At 68.0% G+C, this 14,523-nt stretch carries 14 protein-coding genes; 11 read left to right on the plus strand and 3 right to left on the minus strand.

Annotation, left to right across the window (positions count from 1 at the left end; translation table 11 throughout):
• A partial coding sequence (locus tag QH470_RS00500; protein ID WP_280270231.1) for a TetR/AcrR family transcriptional regulator occupies positions 1 to 555 on the plus strand: 555 nt, incomplete at its 5' end.
• A gap of 6 nt (positions 556 to 561) precedes the next feature.
• Here the strand turns inward: QH470_RS00500 and QH470_RS00505 are convergent.
• Positions 562 to 1,962 carry a cytochrome P450 gene (locus QH470_RS00505; protein ID WP_425302567.1) on the minus strand — a complete coding sequence of 467 codons (1,401 nt, stop codon included), beginning with the start codon at positions 1,960 to 1,962 and terminating at the stop codon, positions 562 to 564.
• Positions 1,963 to 2,412: 450 nt separating this feature from the next.
• On the opposite strand from QH470_RS00505, the gene QH470_RS00510 reads away from it, so the two are divergent.
• The 10 genes from QH470_RS00510 to QH470_RS00555 all read left to right on the plus strand — a co-directional run bounded on the left by QH470_RS00510 (position 2,413) and on the right by QH470_RS00555 (position 13,063).
• A complete protein-coding gene (locus QH470_RS00510) occupies positions 2,413 to 3,279 on the plus strand; it encodes an MlaE family ABC transporter permease (RefSeq protein ID WP_280270233.1) in 867 nt (288 codons plus the stop codon).
• Positions 3,279 to 4,133 (plus strand): ABC transporter permease, encoded by an 855-nt coding sequence (locus QH470_RS00515; RefSeq protein WP_280270234.1) that lies wholly within the window; start codon positions 3,279 to 3,281, stop codon positions 4,131 to 4,133. The genes QH470_RS00510 and QH470_RS00515 overlap by 1 nt, the downstream gene beginning before the upstream one ends.
• A gap of 6 nt (positions 4,134 to 4,139) precedes the next feature.
• Entirely contained in the window at positions 4,140 to 5,441 is a 1,302-nt protein-coding gene (locus QH470_RS00520; protein WP_280270235.1) for an MlaD family protein, read from the plus strand.
• A complete protein-coding gene (locus tag QH470_RS00525; RefSeq protein ID WP_280270236.1) occupies positions 5,438 to 6,475 on the plus strand; it encodes an MCE family protein in 1,038 nt (345 codons plus the stop codon). Before QH470_RS00520 ends, QH470_RS00525 begins: the two co-directional genes overlap by 4 nt.
• A gap of 6 nt (positions 6,476 to 6,481) precedes the next feature.
• The gene (locus tag QH470_RS00530; protein ID WP_280270237.1) at positions 6,482 to 7,534 is read left to right on the plus strand and encodes an MCE family protein; all 1,053 of its coding nucleotides are present in this window, start codon (positions 6,482 to 6,484) and stop codon (positions 7,532 to 7,534) included.
• The gene (locus tag QH470_RS00535; RefSeq protein WP_280270238.1) at positions 7,531 to 8,646 is read left to right on the plus strand and encodes an MlaD family protein; all 1,116 of its coding nucleotides are present in this window, start codon (positions 7,531 to 7,533) and stop codon (positions 8,644 to 8,646) included. The genes QH470_RS00530 and QH470_RS00535 overlap by 4 nt, the downstream gene beginning before the upstream one ends.
• Before the next feature lie 22 nt (positions 8,647 to 8,668).
• Positions 8,669 to 9,781 carry an MCE family protein gene (locus tag QH470_RS00540; RefSeq protein ID WP_280270239.1) on the plus strand — a complete coding sequence of 371 codons (1,113 nt, stop codon included), beginning with the start codon at positions 8,669 to 8,671 and terminating at the stop codon, positions 9,779 to 9,781.
• Positions 9,778 to 11,052, plus strand: a complete 1,275-nt coding sequence (locus tag QH470_RS00545; RefSeq protein ID WP_280270240.1) for an MlaD family protein — start codon at positions 9,778 to 9,780, stop codon at positions 11,050 to 11,052. Before QH470_RS00540 ends, QH470_RS00545 begins: the two co-directional genes overlap by 4 nt.
• A 48-nt stretch (positions 11,053 to 11,100) precedes the next feature.
• Positions 11,101 to 11,751 (plus strand): hypothetical protein, encoded by a 651-nt coding sequence (locus QH470_RS00550; protein ID WP_280270241.1) that lies wholly within the window; start codon positions 11,101 to 11,103, stop codon positions 11,749 to 11,751.
• Between the two features lie 691 nt (positions 11,752 to 12,442).
• A complete protein-coding gene (locus QH470_RS00555) occupies positions 12,443 to 13,063 on the plus strand; it encodes a TetR/AcrR family transcriptional regulator (RefSeq protein WP_280270242.1) in 621 nt (206 codons plus the stop codon).
• On the opposite strand, the gene QH470_RS00560 is transcribed toward QH470_RS00555, so the two are convergent.
• Both QH470_RS00560 and QH470_RS00565 read right to left on the minus strand, forming a co-directional pair.
• A complete protein-coding gene (locus QH470_RS00560; RefSeq protein WP_280270243.1) occupies positions 13,035 to 13,436 on the minus strand; it encodes a DUF427 domain-containing protein in 402 nt (133 codons plus the stop codon). The genes QH470_RS00555 and QH470_RS00560 overlap by 29 nt on opposite strands.
• 15 nt (positions 13,437 to 13,451) lie before the next feature.
• Positions 13,452 to 14,523 (minus strand): acyl-CoA thioesterase (locus tag QH470_RS00565; RefSeq protein ID WP_280270244.1); only part of this gene is annotated, 1,072 nt, incomplete at its 5' end.

The following is a 14,523-nucleotide window of genomic DNA, read 5'->3' on the forward strand; positions in this document are numbered from 1 at the left end:
GAGGTACGCCGCTTGCTCGATGCCGCCCGGGGTTTGAGGCGGCCCGGCGGCGCCGCGGCGCCGCCTCGGGTGGCCGACATCGTGGCCGCGGCCGGGCTGTCCAACGACGCCTTCTACCGGCACTTCCGGTCCAAGGACGCACTGGTGGTGGCGCTGCTCGAGGACGGGACCGAACGCCTCTACGGCTATGTCGCGCACCGCATGAGCAAGGCCGCGACCGCCGAGGACAAGGTCCGCGCGTGGGCGTCGGCGATCATGGTGCAGGCGGGCGCCGACATCGCGGCCACCACCCGCGCGGTGCTGTGGAACGGCAGCGGTGCGAGCCAGGGCGTCGCCTCGGGCGCCGGGACGGCCGGGGTCCGCCTGGCCCACCTGCTGCACGAGCCGTTCGCCGAATTGGGCAGTGCGGACCCCGAATTCGACGCGTCCCTGGCCGGTCACGCGACCATCGGCAAGCTGGCGGAGTTCCTGTGGCGGCAGGTCGAGCCCGCACAGCCGGACGTCGAGCGCATCACCGCGTTCTGTCTGCGCGCCGCCCGTGTCGAGCGCTCGTGAGGCCACTCATATCTCGGCCGCGCCCTTGCGGACGGTGACCGGTTCGGCCAGCCGCTGTTCGTCGCACACCTGCTGCAGTTTCTCCAGGGTCTCGTCGAGACCGGCGCCCAGCCGCGGCCCGGGGGTGAAGGTGGCGGGCAGGTTCCGCATGCCCTGAATGACGCCGATGGTCTCGTAGTGCACGGTCGTCTCCGCGTCGCAGCGGTAGTCCGGCATCCGGTCCAGCACCGCCAGCAGCATTCGCTTGAACACCGTCCGGGCCACATTGGACCCGATGCACCGGTGGATGCCGAGACCGAAGCTGTAGTGCCGGTTGCCTTTTCGCTCCAGATCCACGCGGTCGGGGTCGGCGAACACCTCCGGGTCCCGGTTGGCCATCGCCCACGACAGCCACAGCCGCTCGCCCTCCTTGAACCGGGCCCCCGCGACCGCGCAGTCCGCTGCGAAGGTGCGGCCGTCGCCAGGCGCGGGGGTGTAGTAGCGCAGGAACTCCTCGGTCGCCGAGTTCAGCATGAGATCGCGTTCGCGGCTGAGGGTTTCGCGTTGATCGGCATGCTCGGACAGCCATTCGAGCGCATGGGCGGTGAGCGCGGTGGTGGTATCGAACCCGCCGCCGATGATCAGGCCGAGCATGCCCAGCGCGTCCATGTCCGAAATGGGGGCGCCGAGCAGTCGCGCCCGGCCCACCGCGTGGATCAGGCCCGGCCGCGGTTGCTGCTTGATCTCCAGGTAATTGGCGAGCAGGTCCGCGTTCATCGCCTGGTTCATCTCGGCGACCCGGGCGTTGTCCGGTGAATCGGGCGGCGTGTACACCGACGCGTGCGCCGGTTCGTTGTAGACGGTCCATTTCCGCAGCGGGATGCCCAGCATCGCGAGGGTGAGCACCGCGGGCACGACGTTGGCGAGATCGTCGACGAAGTCGATGCGCCCGCCCTCGATGCGCTCGTCCAGGCAGGCCCGCACCACCTCGTCCACGAGCGGCACCCAGCGCTGGACGGCGGCGGGGGAGAGGTAGGGATTGAGGACCGCCCGCAGTTCACGCTGCTCGGGCGGATCCATTTCCAGGATGCCCGCCCGCATGTGCTGCCCGCGATCCGGCCGGGGGATCGTAATGCCCTGATAGCCGCGGCGGGCGCCGTCGGGATCGTGATCGTTGGACACGTGCGGGCAGCGCGCGAGTTCGAAGACCGTCCGGTTGCCCGCCGCCACCCAGTGCCCGCCGTAGGTGTCCGACCAGGCGATCGGGCAGGACTGCTGCATGCGCCGGGTGATGTCGGCGAACTGCTCCCGGTAGTGCGGGGTGTGCCGGTCGAAGTGGAAGACCGGCTGTCTGCGTTCGGTGTCGGTCGCCGTCTCGTCGCTCACCTGGGTGCTCCACTCCGGAGGCGCCGGCCTCCTCGCTCCCATTCTGCACACCGGAGCAGAAGCGGGGGCCCATACTCGTGAGAAAGAATCCAAATTTCATGGGAGAGAACGACACTCTCTGATCGCTTCCGGAAGCAAGTATCGAATCGGCCCTGTGGGACTTTGCCGAGGCGTCGGCCGGGCGGCCCGGCGGCCGTTCGCCGAGGGTGTTGCCGTGGTCGGAATGTTGCTACAGTCCTCGTGTGACGAATGTATCATTCTCCGATAGCGAGAATGAAACTTTCCGAAGCTATGAGGAGGCGCGATGTCACGGGTTCTCTTGACCCCCTCGGCCTCAGATGCTACACAGATGCGCGGCCATCATGCTGTGCGAGTGCACAGCATCGGGCGTGGCCGGCGCATCTCCTGGTCGGAACACCACAGCCCATCGGGCATCAGGGAGGAAACGATGACCGACGCTGAGGACCGTGCCGCGCGGGAAGCGGGCTCGTGATGGCCGCGCCGTCGGTCGCGCCGGACCGGATCGCCGATCGGTCGGCGGCCCGGGAGGTCAGGCAGTGGGTGGGCGGGTATCTGCGCCGCCATCCCGGCGCCTCGCTGGAAACCGTTGGGGGACAGTTCGTTCTGGCCGTACGGGCCATTCAGTACCTGTTCGTCGATATCGCCCGCGGGCAGTTCCCGTTCCGCGAATTCGTGCAGCAGGCCGTGTTCATGGCGAAGACGGCGTACGTGCCCACCATCGCCGTGGCGCTGCCGATCAGCGCGACGATGTCGATCCAGTTCGGGCTGCTCGCCGGTCAGGTCGGCGCGACGTCGCTGGCCGGCGCCGCCGGTGGCCTGGCGGTGATCCGGCAGGCCGCGCCGCTGGTGACGGCCATCCTGCTGGCAGCGGCCGTGGGGTCGGCGATCTGCTCGGACCTGGGCGCCCGCAAGATCCGCGAGGAGATCGACGCCATGGAGGTCATGGGCGTCTCCGCGCTGCGCGCACTGGTGGTGCCGCGCCTGGCCGCGGGCGTCGTCGTCGCACTCGGGCTGACGGGCCTGAGCGCCTTCGTCGGATTCCTGGCCGGGTACCTGTTCAACGTCTACATCCAGGACGGCACGCCGGGCAGTTATCTCGCCACGTTCTCGTCCTTCGCCCGGGTCGGTGATCTGTACCTGGCCATGGTGAAGGCCGTGGTATTCGGCGTCATCGTCACCATCGTCTCGTGTGAGAAGGGGCTGACCACCAAGGGCGGGCCGGGCGGTGTCGCCAACTCCGTCAATGCCGCCGTCGTCGCCTCCATCATCCTGCTCATGCTGGTGAATGCCGGCTTCACCGAGCTGTACACCATTCTCTTTCCGAGGACGACGCTCTGATGGCCTCGCGATACTATCCGCCAGGGGTGCGGCCGATCCTCGTCGCCGGGGCTTCGATGTCCGCTCCGATCATGCGGATCGGACATATGGCCACCTTTTTCCTCCGGGTGCTCGGCGGAATTCCGGTGGTGCTGCGGAACTATCGCGCCGAATTCCTGAAGATGCTGTCGAATGTGACGTGGGGCAACGGTTCCATCGTCGTCGGCGGCGGTACGGGGCAGGTCATTCTGGTGCTCGGCGCGGCGGCCGGTGCGATCGTCGGCATCGAGGGTTTCAGCGCGCTGAAACTGCTGGGTATGGCCCCCGCGACCGGCATGATCGCCTCCACCGCGGCGACCCGCGAGCTGGCGCCCATCATGGCCTCGATCGCCTTCGCCGCGCAGGCGGGCTGCCGATTCACCGCGCAGCTGGGCTCCATGCGCATCTCCGAGGAGATCGACGCGCTCGACTCCATCGCCATACGCCCGATCCCGTATCTGGTCACCACCCGGATGCTGGCCTCGATCGTGGCGATGGTCCCGCTGTACCTGGCCTGCCTGGCATTCAGTTACCTCGCCGTGGAAATCGTGGTCGGATTGTCGGGAGGGCAGTCGCCGGGCACCTACGAGCATTATTTCCGTCTCGTGCTCAGCAGCACGGACATCATCTATTCCCTGTCGAAAGCCATCGTTTTCGTCATCCTCACCACGACGATCCAGTGCTATTTCGGTTTCTACGCCTCCGGCGGCCCCCAGGGCGTGGGGGTGGCGGCGGGCCGCGCGATGCGCGCCAGCATCACCGTGATGATCTTCGTGAATCTGCTGATGACGATGACCCTGTGGGGCTTCGACGCCGGCGCGAGAATCAGTGGGTAGCAACAGATGTCGATTGCGTTCGAATCCGACGGCAAGGTACTGCCGAACTGGCAGCTGTTGCTGCGCGGCCTCGCCTTCCTGGTGGTGCTCGCCGCGGTGGGCGGTCTGATGATCGCCCGGTCCCAGGGCGCTTTCCGGGAGACCATCCGCGTAACCGCCGAACTGGTCAACGTGGGTGACGGCCTGCCCGCGAAGTCGGATGTGAAGTATCAGGGCGTCCTGGTCGGTCAGGTCACCGAGGTGACGCCGTCCACCGACGGCGGCCCCAACCACGTGCACATCGATATGAAACCCGGTCACCTGTCGGGGATTCCGGCCACGGTGACCGCCCGCGTCGTGCCGAGCAACGTCTTCGCGGTGCCGTCGATCCAGCTGGTGTACAACGGCAAGGGCGCGCCCCTCACGCCCGGGGCGCGCATCCCGGAGGACCGCAGCCAGGAGACCGTCCGGCTGCAGACCTCGCTGACGGCGCTCAGCCGAATCGCCGCTGCCGCAGGACGTTCCGGCTCGGATCCGGCGCTGGGCATCCTGGCCGTCGTGGAACGCGCGACCGCCGGGCACGGCAGCGAAGCGGTCCGGGCGGGTGCGGAGCTGACCCGGATCTCCCAGGCGCTCAACGACGCGATGGCCCCCGACGGCACCGGCTCCACCCTGGACGCGCTCACGCAGGCACTGAACGGGCTGCGGTCCTCGGCGCCGGAACTGCTCGGCGCGGTGCACAGCGCGGTGACGCCGCTGCGCGCGGTGGCCGAGCGCCGCGACCAGCTGGCGAACCTGCTGACCGGCGGGCTGGCTACCACCGGGACGGTGGCGACGGCGCTGGAGAACAACACCGGCACCCTCACCGGCATCACCGGCAAGCTCGGCCCGGCACTCGGCACGATCGCCGACGGCAGCCCGAACTTCACGCAGATGGCGGTCTCGCAGAGCCAGATGTCCTACGACTTCATCAAGCTGTGGGACACCGCGGATCAGAACATGAACGCCAAGATCATTCTCGAACTCACGCCGCACCGGCAGTACACGCGGGCCGACTGCCCACGCTACGGCGACCTCGAGGGACCGAGCTGCCGGACCGGCCCGCCCGGCGGGCCCACCATCATCGGGCCCAACGCGGCCCCCGCGAGCAGTCCCGCGCTGGTCGGAGGCAATGTCGGCGCCATCGGCAGCCGCCAGGAGCAGGAGCAGATCGCCTCGATCCTCGGCGGGGCGCCCAACGCCGCGGCCGACATCCTGTTCGGTCCGCTGCTACGAGGTAACGACGTCAAGCTGACACCCGCGCCCGCACCGGCAGGAGAGCCGCGATGAGCTACCGCAAACCGTTGCTGATCCTGATCTTGTTCCTGGTGGTCTCGGTCGGGTTGACCTGGACGATGTATGTCACGTTGTCGCGCAGCGTAAGTGGTGAGACCGAGACGTACTCGGCGGTCTTCACCGACGTGTCGGGGCTGCACGCGGGCGACGACGTCCGGATGGCCGGGGTGCGGGTGGGCCGGGTGCGGGCCGTCGACCTCGACGGCGTCCGCGCGAAGGTGACCTTCGAGGTGCAGCGGGGCCAGAAACTGTACGGGAATACCGCGGCGTCGGTCACGTACCAGAATCTCATCGGGCAGCGCTATGTCGGATTGTCGTTGCGGGACTTCGGCGATCCGCAGGCGCTGCGGCCCGGCGGGCAGATCCCCGTCGAGCACACCGAGCCCTCGTTCGATATCTCCCGGCTGCTCAACGGTTTCGAGCCGCTGTTCAGCGTGCTCGATCCGCAGCAGGTCGACAACATCAGCGCGGCGGTGGTCCGCGCGCTGCAGGGCGACGACGGCGCCATCACGACGCTGATCGCCGAAACTGCCTCGCTCGCAGAGGCATTCGCGGGGCCGGACCAGATCCTCGGGCAGGTGATCGACAATCTCAGCGCCGTGCTCGGTGACCTGTCGCGGCAGAGCGGCGAGCTGCGCACCGTGCTGCAGCAGACCCGCCGGATCTTCGACGGCCTGGCGCAGCATCGAGACGTGCTGTTCGGGCAGATGGAGGCCATCTCCGGCACGCTGGGCCGGGCCGCGGCCGTAGTGCGCGGAGCGAGCCCGGCGCTGAACCAGTTCGTCGATCGCGAACCGGGTTTCGCCCAGCACTTCGTGACGGGCAAGGACAAGTTCGCGTACGTGGGATTCAACCTGCCGTACCTGCTGAAAGGACTGGCCCGGATCACCAACAACGGCGCCTTCCTCGACGCGTACGTCTGTGACGTGAAGGTCAGCATGATCCCCGGCATCGATCCGCTGATGTCGGCGATCCTCGGGCAGGTCACCCCCAGCGGCAAGGTCGAGAACTCCGGGATCTGTAGGTAGGTGGCGATGGTGAGACAACTGTTCCGGAGGGGCCCGCGGCGGCGTGGCCGGCCGCTCGAGGAGTACAGCAAGCTGCGGATCGGGCTGGTCGCGGTGGCCGTGCTCGCGATGGTCGTGGCGGTCACCGTGTTCGTCAATTCGCTGCATCTCGGTCAGGAGACCTACCGGGCGAACTTCGCCCAGGCGGCGGGCCTCGGCGCCGGTGACGGCGTCACGCTCGCGGGCATCCAGGTCGGCACCGTCACCGGGACCCGGCTGGCGGGTGATCATGTGGTGGTCACCATGAAACTGCAGCGCGGGCTGCCGCTGGGCGCCGACTCCGGGGCGGCGATCAAACTGACCACGCTGCTGGGTTCGCGCTATGTGGAACTGCGGCCCTCGGGCTCGGGCCGCCTGCCCGGCAACACCATCGCGCTCGCGCGCACCGAGGTGCCCTACGACCTGGAGACGGCGCTGCAGAACGCCACCACCACCTTCTCCAGCATCGACGCCGACCGGGTCGCGCAGACGATGAGCGCGCTGACCGATCAGCTGCGCGGCACCCCGGCGCTGGTGCCCGACACCCTGCAGAACATGCGGACGCTGGCGACGGTGATCGGCGACCGGCGCGCGCAGCTGGGGCAGCTGCTCACCAGCACCGACCAGGTGACCACCTTGCTGCGCGACCAGCAGGCGGAATTGGCCGGGATGATCACCCAGGGCCGGAACGTGCTGCAGGAGTTGGTTTCCCGGCAGCAGGCCATCACGGGATTGCTCAACGCCGCGACCACCCTGGTGCAGCAGTTGCAGCCGATCGCGGTGGACGACCAGCCCGAAATCCAGCAGCTGCTCGACAATCTGGCGCAGATGACCGGAATGATCGCCGGTCATGACGATTTGCTTCGCAACATTCTGCAGATCCTGCCGGTGCCGTGGCGGCTGTTCGCCAATGCCACCGGTACCGGTCAGGAATTGGTGGGCAACGGGCCCGACGGCGCGTTCATCGATTCCTTCATGTGCGCGCTGAGCGGCTACGCGCAGCGCGTGAACCAGCCGACCTACTTCCAGGACTGCAAATGAGTACGGCGATTCGAGGGCTGAAGCTGGCGGCCGTGGCATTGCTCGGCGCGGTGCTGGCGGGTTGCTCGAGCGGCCCGATCGGCGGGCTGACCGATAGGTCGATCACGGTGACCGCGCAATTCGCCAACGCGAACGGCCTGTACGTCGGCAATCCCGTCTCGGTCCTGGGCATGCGGATCGGCAAGGTCACCGGAATTCAGCCGCGCGGCGGCCACGTGGACGTGACCATGGACGTCGACAAGTGGGTGCAGATCCCGGCCGACGCCCAGGCGGTCACCGTCTCCGATTCCGTGCTGACCGATCGGCACATCGAATTCACCCCCGTCTATCGCAGCGGTCCGGTGCTGGCCGATCACGCCGTGCTGAGTATCGATCGCACCCGGACGCCGGTCGAATTCGACAGCCTGCTGGCGATGGCCGACAAATTGTCGAACTCGCTGGGCACCAACGACAACGGGCAGGGCCCGGTCGCCGGTCTGCTCGACATCGGATCGCAGATCGCCGCCGGTAACGGCAACAACCTGCGCGACGCGATGAGCGAATTGGCGCGAGCGCTGCAACTCGGCCCGGACAACGGGGAGGCGACCCGCGCCGCCGTGACCAAGGTCGTCCAGAATCTCGACGCCCTCACCGCGGCCGCCTCGCGCAACGACCAGGCGCTGCGCGATTTCGGTTCCGGCGTCCGGACGCTCAGTGACATTCTGGCGGAACAGAATCTGGGCACAGGGGACACCGGGGCGAAGCTCAATCAGATCGTCACCCAGATGGCCGATCTGATGGAGCGCAACCGCGGCAGTCTGCAAAATCTGGCGGGGAATGCGAACACCATGACGAAGTCGTTGGCGGACTACGACACCAATCTCGCCGAATTCCTCGACGTCTTCCCGCTGGTGACCGACAACGCCTACAACGCGATCGACCCGAACCTCCACGCGTTGCGCGGCACGGTCGGGCTCGACAGGTTCCTGCTGGACGGCCAGATGCTCAAGTCGGTGTGCAATCTGCTGGGGCTGCGGGAACTCGGCTGCGCGACCGGAACCGCGCGCGACATGGGTCCGGATTTCGGTATCGGCCAAATGCTCTCCGTGATCGCGGGAGCACCGCCGAAATAGCAGGAATGGCGAGAGTATGAGGATGAAATTCGCTCCGGGACACCGTGGTTCACGGCGCTGGCTGCTCGGTATCGCCGCGGTGGTGACCGTGTCGGCCACCGGCTGTTCGGTGAGCCTGGACAAACTTCCGCTGCCCGCGCCGGGTGTCGAGGGCTATTCGCTGACGGCCACGTTCGCCAACGCGCTCAACCTGCCGACCAAGGCGAAGGTCCGGCTCAACGGCGCCGACGTCGGTCAGGTGGAATCGATGCAGGCGAAGGACTACACGGCAGTGGTGTCGATGCGCATCCAATCCGGTGTGCAATTGCCCGCGGGGACCACCGCCGAATTGCGTTCGGCCACACCGATGGGCGACGTGTTCGTCGCGCTGACACCCCCGGTCCATCCCGACCTAGGTGCGCCGAATCTCGCTGACGGCGCGAGCATTCCGCTGCAGGCGACCTCCGCGGCGGCCACCATCGAGGAGGTGCTCACCCGGGCCGCGCTGCTGGTCAACGGCGGCGCCATCGAGAACGTGACGAGCCTGGCGAACAGTCTCGGCGAGGCGGTGGGCGGGCGCGGCGACCGCCTGGCCACCCTGATCCGGGAGACCCGGGATCTGGTGAACAATCTCGCGACCCGCTCCGACCGGATCCGCGAAATCCTCGCGAGCACAGGCGATCTGAGCGCGTCGCTGGCGGGGCAGCGCACGGATGTGACCGACGCGATGGCCGCCGCCGGTCCGGCGCTGCAAGTCATCGGCGACAACACCCAGAACATCGTCGATCTCATCGGTCAGGTCAACCGGATCACCGATCAGCTCGCCAAGTTCCCGTCGATGCAGGGCGCCAACGACCGCAGCCTGATCCAGTCGGTGAACAAGCTGGCCGAGAATTTGAATATCGCGGCCACTGCGCCCGGTGCGAACCTCGACGCGCTGATCTCGAACGTTCCGCTGATCATGAAGGTGACCAACGCGGCGTCCGCTCACGTGAACGTCGATATCGCCAAGCTGGCGGTCGGGGCGGTACCCGATCCGGGCAGCCCCGCCGATTCCGGTGGCCGGCCGCCGGACGCGACGGACTGGACGAATTTCATCGGGTCGCTGGCGTACACCCTCAACCGTCTGAAGGACAGAGTCGAGCCGGGCCGATGAACACAGCTGCTGTACGAAATGTGGTGCTGGAGCCGCCGGCGCGGGTGCTGGTGTACTCGGCGCGGCTGCTGGCGCGGCACCGCTTGCTGACCTCCGGGCTCGGACTGCTGCTCGTCCTCGCGCTCGGCATCGGCTATCTGCTGCTGGGCTCCTTGCAGATCAACCCGCTCCGGTCGCAGTACCGGGTGCGGGTGGAGCTGGCGCAGTCCGGCGGGCTGCTGCCCGATCAGGACGTGACGCTGCGCGGGGTGCGGGTGGGTCGGGTGCGGACCGTCGATGTGGACGGCGACAAGGTGGTGGCGGTCGCCGCCATCAACTCCGGCGTGCACATTCCGGTAGGCGGGGATGTCCGGGTCTCGTCGCTGTCGGCGGCGGGTGAACAGTTCCTGGATTTCCTGCCCGCGGCGGAGAGCGGGCCGTATCTGTCCGACGGCGATGTGGTCACCCAGGACCACACGGCGATACCGGTCACCATGGCCACCGTGCTCGGCAGTATGAGCGGCACCCTGACGCAGATCGATCCGGCCAAGATCGAAGGCATCGTCCGCGAATTGGGCGGGGGTGAGGCCGCGCCCGAGAAGCTGGCCGCCATCGTCGACGGCGGGATGTTCCTGCTCTCGACCCTGGATTCCGTGCTGCCGCAGACGGTTTCGCTGCTGCACAACAGCAAGGCGGTGCTCACCACGCTCGGTGACGTGGCGCCGGGGCTGCAGGCGACCGCGGGGAATCTGTCGCAGACGATGGCGGGCGTCGGGTCGATGGCGGGCGGTTACGGGACGTTGGTCGACAACGCGCCGAATCTTCTTGCGGGAGTGGACAATGTCATCGCCGACAACTCGCCGACCATGGTGCAGCTGCTGGGCAACCTGACCACGACGGCGCAGATGGCGTATCTGCACATTCCGGCGCTCCAGGAATTCTTCTGGCCGCAGCAGCGCACGGGTTCGACGCTCGACGCGATCCATTCTGCGATGCACGACGGCGCGGTGTGGGCCATCGTGAGCCCCTACCCGGCCTACTCCTGCGACTACGACCTGCCCCGTGATCCGGGATCGGTGCCCGACTATCCGGAACCGTTCCTGCACGCGCGTTGCACCAATCCCGATCCGTCGATCCTGCCCCGCGGCGCCGCCAACGCGCCCCGGCCGCCGGGCGACAACACCGCCACCATTGCCCCCGGCGTGGACCCGCTGCAGCGCGCGGATCCGACGCCCACCGGTCCCTACACCGTTCCGCACGCCGACGGCGGCCCGTACGTGCCGGGAGGGTGACGCACCACAGCCCGGGGGCGCCCGAGAACGTGACGATGGGAGAGAACAATGGACAGAACATCCGTGGTGACGGCGGAAAAGGACGCCGCCGCAACGACATCCGACGCTGTGAGTGAGGACGCTCCGGAAGAGGCGGCGAGTGTCTCGGAGTCGTCTCCGGCCGGAGCGTCGGGGTCGGGCGTGGCCGAGGCGGACGGGGACCGCGACGGTTCGTGGCGCCGATGGCTGCCGCGCCCGCTGACCGCGGCGCTCGTCGCGCTGCTGGTGGTGGCGGTGGTCTTCGCGGTGGTCTTCGGCTGGAAGCTCGACAACCGTAACGACCGCACCGACGCCGCCCGCGCCGCCCTGACCGCCGCCCAGAACTACGCGGTCGCCCTGACCAGCATCGACTCGTCCCATCTCGACCCCGACATCGCCACCGTCCTGAACGGCGCCACCGGCGAGTTCAAGGACATGTACAGCAAGTCCGCCGACCAACTCAAACCCATGCTCCTGCAAGCCAAGTCGGTCAGCAAGGGCCGCGTAGTAGCCGCCAGCATCCAATCAGCCTCCGAAACCCAAGCCGTAATAATGCTTTTCGTAGACGCCGAAATAACCAACGTCACCAACCCCCAACCCCGAATAGACCGCAACCGCATCCTCATGACCATGGAAAAGGTCGACAACCACTGGCTCGCCAGCAAGGTAGAACTCCCCTGACCCACCCAGCGTTCCGTACCGGAAGTTTTAACCCGGGTAGGATGTGGTGAAACGGTTTGGAAGGGGGAGGGATGTCATCGGACAGTCACTCGGAGCAGGTTGATGATCCGCGCGCTCGTTGGCGGCATCTGCCTGCCGAACCGACTCATTACGTCGAGGAGACCAACGTCGACGGGGGTTCGTCGAGCCACACGGTGCCTGCTGTCGACCCGGCTCAGGACTTTATTCGCCTCTACGGGGGCTAGGTCGAATGTGGAGGTCGCCGCGCGCTTGCTCCGCACCCTTGAACAGTTCCCTCTAGCGGCGCAAGCCGGACGTGAGCAGCACTGCTAGGCCATGTCCGGTGCCGGATTGTCCTCACCGCCCAGGCTCTACCGATCGCCCGATCGATCGGGCTGTGCACTGAACGGCCCTGGGAGCGTGTACTTTTCATCTATCGCGGCGTGCACGGCGTTGCCTGTGATTGCCACGATCCTGGCGCTGTTCGGCCGCGCCCCCGCGCTGACTGCCCGCCACTCAGGGGGTGGGCCGGGACAGTACTTCCAATCGGATGCGACCCTGGTAGCTGCGGACCGTACGCTCGGGTGTGGTAACGATTGGATCTGGTCGGGTGATTAGCATTGCGGCGGGCCGCGGTGAGGCCGTTCGTGGTGACGTTGTCGTTGGGGGGCGAGTTAGGGAGGTTGTCGACATGGCATCGCCGAGGAGGATCGGTGCGCCCGACGCCAAGAACCGCGCGGTGCTGATGGATGCCGTGGAAGAGCTGATGCTCGAGGAAGGGTACGCCGCGGTCACCTCGCGCAGCGTGGCCCGCAAGGCGGGCCTCAAGTACCAACTGGTGCACTACTACTTCCGCACGATGGACGACCTGCTGCTGGCGGTGTTCCAGCGCCGCGCCGAAGAGGGCTTACGCCGCCAGGCGGAGGCGCTGGCGGGGCCCGAACCGCTGCGCGCGCTGTGGCAGTTCGGCACCAAGCCCGGCGCCGCCCAGCTCGTCATGGAGTTCGCCGCCATGGCCAACCACCGCAAGGTGATCCGGACCGCGCTGACCGAGTACTCGCAGCGATTCCGCGAAGCCGAGATCACCGCGCTGCGAAAGCTGTTGCAGGAGTATCGGATCGATACCGACGCCTACCCGCCGGCGGTGTTCGCGGTAATGGCGGCCGGGATGTCGCGGCTACTGATGATCGAGGAGTCGCTCGACGTGACCGGCGGCCACGCCGAAACGTTCGACTGGGTCGAGCGGCACCTGGACCGGCTCGAACGGCGGCGATCCGACGCCGTCAGCGATTCTTCGCATACGGCGCACTGACCGCGGGCACGGCCACGCCCACCTCGACACGAGCGCGGTCCTGATAGAAGGCGATATGCCCGCGCAGCAGCGCGACCTCCGCGTACGGCTCGGGGTACTCCCACGCCACCGGATCCGGATGCTCGGCCGGACGCCAGTACCGCGCGGTGCCCTTGAACGGGCAGCGGCTGGTCAGCGGCACGGGTACGAGCAGATCGAAGCGCACGTCCGCCTCCGGCACGTAGAACGCGATCCCGTGATCCTGCTCCGCGACCAGCAGTCCCGCCGTCGTCTCCGCGAGCACGTCCGCGCCGAACGTCACGCGAATCAAATTGCGGACCCGCCGCACATCGACACGGTAATCGGGCCACTCGACATAACCTGACGGTTGCACGGCTGTCTCCTCGGGTCAGAGCAGGGGACCGGACGCACGGCCGTTGGACGGTAAGCCGCGCACCATCGCGTGCACGGTGTAGGAGGCGACCAACCGGCCGTCCTCGGTGTGTATCCGCCCCTCGCTGTGCGCCTGCCCTCGGCCGGTATACGTCGCGCGGGTGGCGTACAGCAGCCACTGCGACACGTCTGCTTCATCGTGAAAGGTAATGGTGGCCATGGTGATTCCGGTCGAGATCGACCGGTGTGCCATGGCCTCGCCGAACCCGGCGTGCGGGCGCAGCGCCGCCGCGACGGTCCAGTGCGTGGTCGACTGGCTCAGCAATGCCGCGTGCAGATGCTCCGGGCCGGGCGCGTCCCGGAACCGAGTCCATACGAACAGCTCGGGCGGCCCGATCCGATCCGGATCCGGGTCGTAGGCGTCGTCGACCACGCGCATGTCGCGGCCCGCCACCTCGGCGCCCGGAATCGCGAGCGAGCGCAGCCTCTCGGGCGGGGGCACCCGCGGCGGCTCCTCGGTCGTCCGCACCAGATCGGGCGCACCGGCGTCGAGCAGCACAGTGCCCGCGGCACAGAGCTTCTCGTGCTGATACACCCGCACCTGCGCGGTGGTGAAGGTACGTCCGGTGCGCAGCGTCTCGACCGAGATGCTCAGCGGCGCTTCGTGTTCGGCGATCCGCGAGAAGATCATCGAGACCGACGTCACCCGCTGGTGCGGTACCTCCTTGGCCGCGGCGACCACCGCGGCGCCGAGCAGCTGGCCCGCCTCGACCACATTGCGTTCCGTCGGACCGTGCGCCGGGGCGAGATAGCGCCCCTCACCCTCCGGCCGTACATCCATCAGGCGCAGCAGTTCCCGCTGGGTCCACGGCAGCACGGCCGTGGCGCGGACATTGCCCTCACTCATCCGGCCACCCGCGGGCACGGGGGGGGCGCGGCCCGCCCGGGGGGCGGCGCCCCCCCCCCCCCCCCCCGGCCGCGGCGCCGCGCGCGCCCCCCCCCCGCGCCCGCCCCCCGCCCCCCGGTGCCCGCGGGTGGCCGGATGAGTGAGGGCAATGTCCGCGCCACGGCCGTGCTGCCGTGGACCC

It is taken from the genome of Nocardia wallacei (genome assembly GCF_029868745.1).
In the GTDB taxonomy this organism is placed as follows: Bacteria; Actinomycetota; Actinomycetes; order Mycobacteriales; family Mycobacteriaceae; genus Nocardia; species Nocardia wallacei_B.

What these genes read in the sequence shown, in the direction of transcription:
- QH470_RS00510 (WP_280270233.1), top strand. Translation starts at nt 2,413, where the DNA reads ATGGCCGCGCCGTCGGTCGCGCCGGACCGGATCGCCGATCGGTCGGCG.
- QH470_RS00530 (WP_280270237.1), top strand. Translation starts at nt 6,482, where the DNA reads ATGGTGAGACAACTGTTCCGGAGGGGCCCGCGGCGGCGTGGCCGGCCG.
- QH470_RS00540 (WP_280270239.1), top strand. Translation starts at nt 8,669, where the DNA reads ATGAAATTCGCTCCGGGACACCGTGGTTCACGGCGCTGGCTGCTCGGT.
- QH470_RS00525 (WP_280270236.1), top strand. Translation starts at nt 5,438, where the DNA reads ATGAGCTACCGCAAACCGTTGCTGATCCTGATCTTGTTCCTGGTGGTC.
- QH470_RS00515 (WP_280270234.1), top strand. Translation starts at nt 3,279, where the DNA reads ATGGCCTCGCGATACTATCCGCCAGGGGTGCGGCCGATCCTCGTCGCC.
- QH470_RS00535 (WP_280270238.1), top strand. Translation starts at nt 7,531, where the DNA reads ATGAGTACGGCGATTCGAGGGCTGAAGCTGGCGGCCGTGGCATTGCTC.
- QH470_RS00555 (WP_280270242.1), top strand. Translation starts at nt 12,443, where the DNA reads ATGGCATCGCCGAGGAGGATCGGTGCGCCCGACGCCAAGAACCGCGCG.
- QH470_RS00545 (WP_280270240.1), top strand. Translation starts at nt 9,778, where the DNA reads ATGAACACAGCTGCTGTACGAAATGTGGTGCTGGAGCCGCCGGCGCGG.
- QH470_RS00550 (WP_280270241.1), top strand. Translation starts at nt 11,101, where the DNA reads ATGGACAGAACATCCGTGGTGACGGCGGAAAAGGACGCCGCCGCAACG.
- QH470_RS00505 (WP_425302567.1), bottom strand. Translation starts at nt 1,962, where the DNA reads ATGGGAGCGAGGAGGCCGGCGCCTCCGGAGTGGAGCACCCAGGTGAGC.
- QH470_RS00520 (WP_280270235.1), top strand. Translation starts at nt 4,140, where the DNA reads ATGTCGATTGCGTTCGAATCCGACGGCAAGGTACTGCCGAACTGGCAG.